6 protein-coding genes are annotated in these 7,059 nt (G+C 66.1%); all 6 read right to left on the bottom strand.

Annotated elements, in window-relative coordinates; translation table 11 throughout:
- Nucleotides 1-22: 22 nt before the first annotated feature.
- The 6 genes from VML93_RS00195 to VML93_RS00170 all read right to left on the bottom strand — a co-directional run bounded on the left by VML93_RS00195 (nt 23) and on the right by VML93_RS00170 (nt 6,816).
- Entirely contained in the window at nt 23-1,444 is a 1,422-nt protein-coding gene (locus tag VML93_RS00195; protein WP_325606410.1) for an acyl-CoA carboxylase subunit beta, read from the bottom strand.
- 44 nt (nt 1,445-1,488) lie between these two features.
- Nucleotides 1,489-2,745: a 3-oxoacyl-ACP synthase KasB gene (gene kasB, locus VML93_RS00190; RefSeq protein WP_325606408.1), complete on the bottom strand. Its 1,257-nt coding sequence runs from the start codon at nt 2,743-2,745 to the stop codon at nt 1,489-1,491.
- Nucleotides 2,746-2,771: 26 nt separating this feature from the next.
- Complete coding sequence (gene kasA / locus VML93_RS00185; protein ID WP_325606407.1) at nt 2,772-4,022, bottom strand: 3-oxoacyl-ACP synthase KasA; 1,251 nt, start codon at nt 4,020-4,022, stop codon at nt 2,772-2,774.
- Nucleotides 4,019-4,363, bottom strand: a complete 345-nt coding sequence (acpM, locus tag VML93_RS00180; RefSeq protein ID WP_325606405.1) for a meromycolate extension acyl carrier protein AcpM — start codon at nt 4,361-4,363, stop codon at nt 4,019-4,021. The genes kasA and acpM overlap by 4 nt, the downstream gene beginning before the upstream one ends.
- A gap of 75 nt (nt 4,364-4,438) precedes the next feature.
- Nucleotides 4,439-5,347: an ACP S-malonyltransferase gene (locus VML93_RS00175; protein WP_325606403.1), complete on the bottom strand. Its 909-nt coding sequence runs from the start codon at nt 5,345-5,347 to the stop codon at nt 4,439-4,441.
- Between the two features lie 143 nt (nt 5,348-5,490).
- Nucleotides 5,491-6,816: a PucR family transcriptional regulator gene (locus VML93_RS00170; protein ID WP_325606400.1), complete on the bottom strand. Its 1,326-nt coding sequence runs from the start codon at nt 6,814-6,816 to the stop codon at nt 5,491-5,493.
- Between the last annotated feature and the right edge of the window lie 243 nt (nt 6,817-7,059).

Here is a 7,059-nt window from a genome sequence, read left to right as displayed (position 1 = left end):
CTGCTCGCGGTAAAAGGTGCCCTTACAGCGGGATGTTCTTGTGGCGGCCGCGGCGTGCCGGTGCCTGGGCCAGCGCTTCGGTGAGCTTGCTGCGAGTATGCGCCGGGTCGATCTTCTCGTCGACCACACCGAGGTCGATGGCGCTGTCCACGCCACCGGCGATCCGCTCGTGCTCGGCGGCCAGCTCGTCGTGCAGCGCCTCGCGCTCGTGCTCCGGCGCGGCGGCCAGCTTCTTCTTGTGCAGGATGCCGACGGCCGCCTTGGCGCCCATCACCGCGACCTCGGCGTCCGGCCACGCGAACACCTTGGTGGCGTTCAGCGAACGCGAGTTCATCGCAATGTAGGCCCCGCCGTAGGTCTTTCGGGTAACCAGCGTGACGCGCGGAACCGTGCACTCGCCAAAGGCGTGCAGCAGCTTGGCGCCGCGACGCACCACGCCGCCCCACTCCTGGTCGACACCCGGCAGGTAGCCGGGGACGTCGACGACCACCACCAGTGGAATGCCGAACGCGTCGCACAGTCGCACGAAACGGGCTGCCTTCTCAGCACTTTCGGAGTTCAGGCAGCCGCCCAGGCGTAGCGGGTTGTTGGCCAGCACTCCGACCGTGCGGCCGGACAGCCGGCCCAGCCCGACCACCATCGACGGCGCCCAGTTGGCCTGGAATTCGTCGAAAGGCGTTTCCTCGTCCAGGATCGCGGTCACGATAGGGTGCACGTCGTAGGCGCGCCGAGCGGATTCGGGCAGCAACGCGTGGATGTCGGTGTCACCGGCCTCGGCCTTGGAACGGTCGAAATGCCCTTGCTGGCAGAATAATCCGACCAACCGGCGGCCGCGCTCGTAGGCGTCGAGTTCGTCGTCGGCGACGATGTGGCACACACCGGACTTCTTGTGGTGGGTCTCCGGGCCACCGAGCGACGCCATGTCGACGTCCTCGCCGGTGACGCTGCGCACCACGTCGGGCCCGGTGACGAAAACCCGGCTCTCCGGCGCCATTACGACGACGTCGGTCAGTGCCGGACCGTAGGCGGCACCGCCGGCGGCGAAGCCGACGACCACCGAGACCTGGGGAATGTAGCCCGACGCACGGATCATGGCCTCGAACACCAAACCGACCGCATGCAGCGCGCGGACGCCTTCGGCGAGCCGGGCGCCACCCGAGTGCCAGATACCCACGATCGGGCTCTGCTCCTCGATGGCGGTGTCATAGGCGTTGACGATGTGTGTGCAGCCTTCGATACCCATCGCGCCGCCCATCACGGTTCCGTCCGTGCAGAACGCAATGGTGCGCAAGCCGTTCACGGTGCCCGACGCGGCCAGCACGCCGGAGCGGTCACGCTCATGTAGCAGTTCGACGCTGTCGTCGTCGAAGAAAGTACACAGACGCAACAGCGGATCGCGAGGGTCGAGCGACTCGCCAACCGCCGCGGGGGCCATGATTGTCATCGCTAGTCTCCTAGTTCCGAGTGATGCCAAGAATGCTTGGCGATCTAATACCGCCCAAAGGCGAGTGCGACGTTGTGCCCGCCGAATCCGAACGAGTTGTTGAGTGCGTACCGGTAGTTACCCGGCCGCGGCCTACCTGCCACCACGTCCAAGTCGATCTCTGGATCGAGGTTCACCAGGTTCAGTGTTGGCGGGATCACCTGATCCCGCAATGCAAGCACGGTCAAGATCGATTCTACCGCGCCGACCGCACCGACCGAATGGCCGAGGGCAGATTTCGGTGCATACACCGCCGGGTGATGGCTACCGAGGGCGTTGTTAATGGCCTTGCTCTCGGCAACGTCACCGACCTGAGTGCCGGTGGCGTGGGCGTTGACGTGATCGATGTCACCCGGGGTAAGGCCAGCCAGTTGAACCGCACGCGTCATCGCGTGCCCGGCACGTTCTCCGTTGGGGTCCGGTGCCACCATGTGGAAGCCGTCCGAGGTGATGCTGGCCCCCATGATTCGGGCCAGGATGTTGGCACCGCGAGCCTTGGCGTGCTCCTCGGTCTCAATCACCATCAAAGCGCCGGCCTCGCCGAAAACGAAGCCATCCCGGTCCTTATCGAACGGGCGGCACGCACCGGCGGGGTCATCGTTGTTGGTGGACATCACGATTCGCATATTGGCGAAGCCGGCAATCGGCACCGCCTCGATCTTTGTTTCCACGCCGCCGCAGATTGCGATGTCGGCCTCACCGAGCGCAATTTGCTGCCACGCACGGGCGATGCCCTCGGCGCCGGAGGCACACGCCGATATCGGCGTCATGACGCCTGCCTTAGCGTGCCGTTCGAGGCCTACTGCCGCGGCCGCCCCGTTGGGCATGTACTTCTGCACGGTCAGCGGCGAGATCGCTCTGAACCCGCGCTCGTGCATCTCCTGATAGCCGAATACGAGCTCTTCGGCCGAGCCCAGGCCGGTGCCGATGGACACCATCAACCGGTTGGTGTCGACGTCGGGCGAGCCCGCGCTCTCCCATACCCGCCGGCCGACGATGGTGGACATCCTCTGCAGATATCCTGTCCGGCGCAGTTCGATCCGCGTCAGCTGGTGGTCGAATTCCTCCAACAGATGCCCGCCGATCCGAACCGGCAGGTCGTATTCCTCGACAAACGGGTCGTCAAGCGTGCGGATACCGCTTTGCCCGTCGAGCAACAATTTCCACGTGTTCTCGGCGTCGGTTGCGAGCGCAGTCGTCATGGCAATGCCGGTGACGACCACTTCGGGGAAGCCATTCCCCGTACTTAACTGTGCCCCCATTGGTCTGGCCAAGGTTCCTTCCGTGCTTAGTAACGCCCAAACGCGAGCGCCACATTGTGGCCGCCGAACCCGAACGAGTTGTTGATCGCGTAGCGGTACTCGCCGTAGCGAGGCTCGCCCGCGACAACATCCAGGTCGATCTCAGGATCCGGGGTTTCGTAGTTCAAGGTGGGCGGGATGACGCCGTCACGCAGCGACAGCACGGTGAGGCACGACTCGAGGGCGCCCACCGCACCGATGGAGTGGCCCAGCGCCGACTTCGGCGCATACACCGCGGCGTGCTCGCAACCGGCGACCCGGATGGCGTTGGCCTCCGCAGCATCACCGATCGGCGTGGCCGTTCCGTGCGCGTTGATGTGGTCGATGTCCTTGGGGTCCAGGCCTGCCAGCTCCATCGAGCGTTGCATTGCCCGACCGGCACGCACACCGTCCGCCGCGGGCGCCACCATGTGGAAGGCATCCGAGGTGATACCGGCACCCATCAGCCGGGCCAACGGCGTAGCGCCGCGGGCCTTGGCGTGTTCCTCGGTCTCGATGAGCATCAGCGCACCGGCCTCGCCGAACACGAAGCCGTCGCGGTCTTTGTCGAACGGCCGCGACGCGCGCTCCGGCTCGTCGTTGCGGGTCGACATGGCCCGCATCATCGAGAACGCAGCGATCGGCAGCGCCTCGATCGGCCCTTCGACCCCGCCGCAGACGGCGACGTCCGCGTCACCCATCACGATCTGACGCCACGCGTGGGCGATTGCCTCGGAGCCAGACGAACAGGCCGACACCGGAGTGATCACCCCGGCGCGTGCCCCCAGCTGCAACCCGACGGTCGCCGCGGCGCCGTTGGGCATGATCATCTGAACGGCGAGCGGGGACACCTTGCGGGGCCCGCCCTCGTTCATCAGGTCGTAGCTCTCCACGATCCTCTCGGCGCCACCCAGACCGGTGCCCACCACGACGGTGAACCGGTCCGGGTCGACCTCAGGGGTGCCCGCGGACTCCCACAGCTGGCCGGCAAGCAACTTGCTCAACCGCTGGACATACGACATGCGTCGCAGGTCCAGCCGGCCCATGTGGTTGTCGACCGGCTCCTTGAGGTGGCCACCGATCTTGACGGGCAGGTCCCATTTGGTGATGAAGTCGTCTTCGAGTACGTGGATGCCGCTCTCGCCGGCCAACAGACCCTTCCACGTGCTCTCGATGTCCGGCGAGATTGACGTCGTCGCTGTGACGGCGGTCACCACAACGCTGGGGAAACCGCCATTAGCAGTGGAAGGCTTGGTCACTTGCTTTCTTCCATCCTTGCCTGAACGTTGGCAACCGTGTCCGCGTGCTCGGTGGACATCTTGGCGCGCAGCGCCTCGGCAGCCTCGGGGTTCTCTTCCTCAAGCTTCTGGATGTAGGCGACGACGTCACCGACGGTACGCAGCCCAGCGAGGTCCTCGTCGGGGATCTTCACGCCGTACTTGTCCTCGGTCTGCACCGCGATCTCGACCATCGACAGCGAATCGATGTCGAGGTCATCGACGAACGACTTCTCCGGGGTGATCTCGGACGGCTCGATACCGGTGACCTCTTCGATGATCTCGGCAATACCGGCAATGATTTCTTCCTGAGTTACGGCCACGACTTTGCTTCCCTTCGTAATATGTTGTGTGCAAATCGAACTGACGTACTTGGTACTGGTTGGAGCCGGCGTTAGTTACAGGTTGGCCAACTCGTCCAGGTCTGCGGGTGACTTGACGGCGCGTGCCGGCACTCCCCGAAGCTCTCTTTTGGCGATACCGCTGAGCGTGCCCGCGGGCGGGAACTCGACGATCGCCGCGATATTGTTTTCCCGCAGCGTGGCGGTGCACAGGTCCCAGCGCACCGGCCGGGTGAGCTGGGCGACCAGCGTGTCCATCGCGGCGGCCGCGGAGGCCACGGGCTTTCCGTCGTAGTTGGACAGCAGCGCGGCGGTGGGCTCGGCGGTCGCGATAGCGGCCGCAGCCGCGGCAAAGCCATCCAGGGCCGGAGCCATGAACTCGGTGTGGAACGCCCCGGCGACGCCCAAAGCGCGCACCCGCGCCCTGGTCGGCGGGTCTTCGGCGAGCTTTTCCAACGCGGTCAGCAGGCCCGCCGCGACGATCTGACCGGCGGCGTTGCGGTTCGCGGGAATCAGGTCGAGCTGGTCGAGACGACTCAGCACGTCGTCCTCCTCGCCGCCGAGCACGGCGGACATGCCGGTCGGCTCGAGGGCGCACGCCTTGGCCATCTCCGCACCGCGGGTGGCGGCCAGCGCGACGGCATCATCGGCGGCCATCACACCGGCGATCGCGTAGGCCGCGATCTCGCCGACGGAGTGGCCGGCCACGATGAGCTCCTCGTCAGCGAGGAGGCCGCGGCGGGTCAGCTCCTGGTGAGCCAGCAGGGTGGCGGCAACGATCAAGGGCTGGGCGACCGCGGTGTCGGTGATCTCCTCGGTCGACGCGGTGGTACCCAGGCGCTCGAGATCCAAGCCGCTGGCCTTCGACCACGACGCAATCTGGTCTGCTGCGCCGGGCAGTTCCAGCCACGGCGAAAGCATCCCCTCGGTCTGGGAACCCTGTCCGGGCGCAAGAAATGCAGTCACGTGTCTAAGAGAACACTGTGGAAACGGTTTTGGCGGGTGTAACAGATTATGAACCTCGTCTTAGGTTTTTGTAGAGACCCTACAAAACAGGCCTCTAAGCTACATGTTTGATATCGTCCCGCGATCTGTTGCCTGGATCACTATCACGCGGAGGCCGTCGCGGCACCACTTCTGACCGGCAGAGGAACCGAAGCCGCGGCGTTCTTGTCAACGCTGGAGGGGGGCGTGGGGTAGTTGAGCTGGCCGACTGTCGACGCCACGCGCAGCACGTATGCGTCGCGCGGCTGGGTGGGATCGCGCCCGGTGAAGTCGGTGATCCGCTTGAGCCGGTACCGCACGGTGTTTGGATGAACGAACAACTTGCGCGCACAGGCCTCGATCGCGCCGCCACAATCTAAATAAGCGTTAAGGGTCTCGATGAGCGTCGGTCCGGCGTCGGCGAGCGGGCGCATCACGTCGGTATGCAAGGCCACGATCGCCGACGCATCCCCCATCAGAGCGCGTTCGGGCAGGAGTTCTCGGGCCAGTACCGGCCGGGGCGCCCCGCTCCAGCCGGCGACGGCGTTCATCCCGGAAATCGCCTCGCTGGCGCTGTGGTAGGCCGCGGTCAGCATGGGTGCGGTGGGCCCGATCACCACCGGGCCATCCGAGAACGCGTCGACCAGGTCGCCCAGGAACTTCTCGGTGGGCGACAGCTGGCCGGACACGATCGCCACCAGCCAGGTGCCGTGCACGTCGGTGAGCGCCGCGCGACCGTGGCGGGCGGCGATATCGCGGACGTCCTGGCTGGCCCGCTCGCTGTCGAGCTCGTCGCGGGAGCGGTCGCGGCCCGGCGCCGGGGTACCCACCACCACCGTCGCCGGCGAGGTCGTGTCCCAGTTCAACGCGGCGGCGCGGGACAGCAGCTCGGGGCCGGTGTCGCCGCGCACCACCGCGTCGACGACGCTGGCCTCCATTCGGCTGTCCCAGGTACCGCGCGCTTCAGCCGCGTTGGCATAGGCCGTGGCGGCGGTGAACGCCAGGTCGCGGCTGTACTTCAAGATGCCCACCATCAGGGCCGTCAGCTGCTCGTCCGAGCGGGCCAGCAGCGGGACGACCTCCTCGAAGAACTCCATGGTGACGCGCACCATGTCCACGCTGTGACTCAGTGCGATCCGTCGGGTCAGGTCCTGGGGGACCAGCTCGAACGCCTGGGCGGTGTAGCTGACATTGCTGTGCGGGTCTTGCATCCATTCGACGAAGTTGACGACGGCGGTCTGCACCACCAGCGCGACGCTGGCGCGTTGGGACGCTTCTAGCTCCGCGAAGAACGGCAACCGCTCCTGCATCGCCGACACCGCCTCGGTGGCGAGCCGTCCCGAGTACTGCTTCAACCGCCGCAGCAGGGAATCGGGCACGGCGTCCAGGAGCTCCAGCGCCGATCTGGGCTTGGGCAGGCTGGACAGAGACGTGGTCTGGTTGTCGCTCACCCCTAAAAGCTACGCCAGTTTTCTGGAAGTTTCCGCCAAAGCTGGGGTGTGGCGCGCTGCCACGAGCAGACACAGAATCGCACCCGGAAGGCCTTCCGCGTGCGATTCTGCGTCTGCTCGGCGTGCAGTCAGGCCACGCCGGGATCGGATGTCTGCTCCGGGGCGGCCAGCACGTCGTCGATCTGATACTGACGGGCGGCCGCGACCGCCACCGACGGGTCGATGCTCCCGTCGCGTGCCAGT

The sequence above is a fragment of the Mycobacterium sp. genome (assembly GCF_035499775.1).
Classification (GTDB): Bacteria; Actinomycetota; Actinomycetes; order Mycobacteriales; family Mycobacteriaceae; genus Mycobacterium.
Note: the sequence above shows the minus strand (reverse complement) of the source record. Positions and strands in the feature narration are given on the sequence as shown.

What these genes read in the sequence shown, in the direction of transcription:
- VML93_RS00195 (WP_325606410.1), bottom strand. Translation starts at nt 1,444, where the DNA reads ATGACAATCATGGCCCCCGCGGCGGTTGGCGAGTCGCTCGACCCTCGC.
- kasB (WP_325606408.1), bottom strand. Translation starts at nt 2,745, where the DNA reads ATGGGGGCACAGTTAAGTACGGGGAATGGCTTCCCCGAAGTGGTCGTC.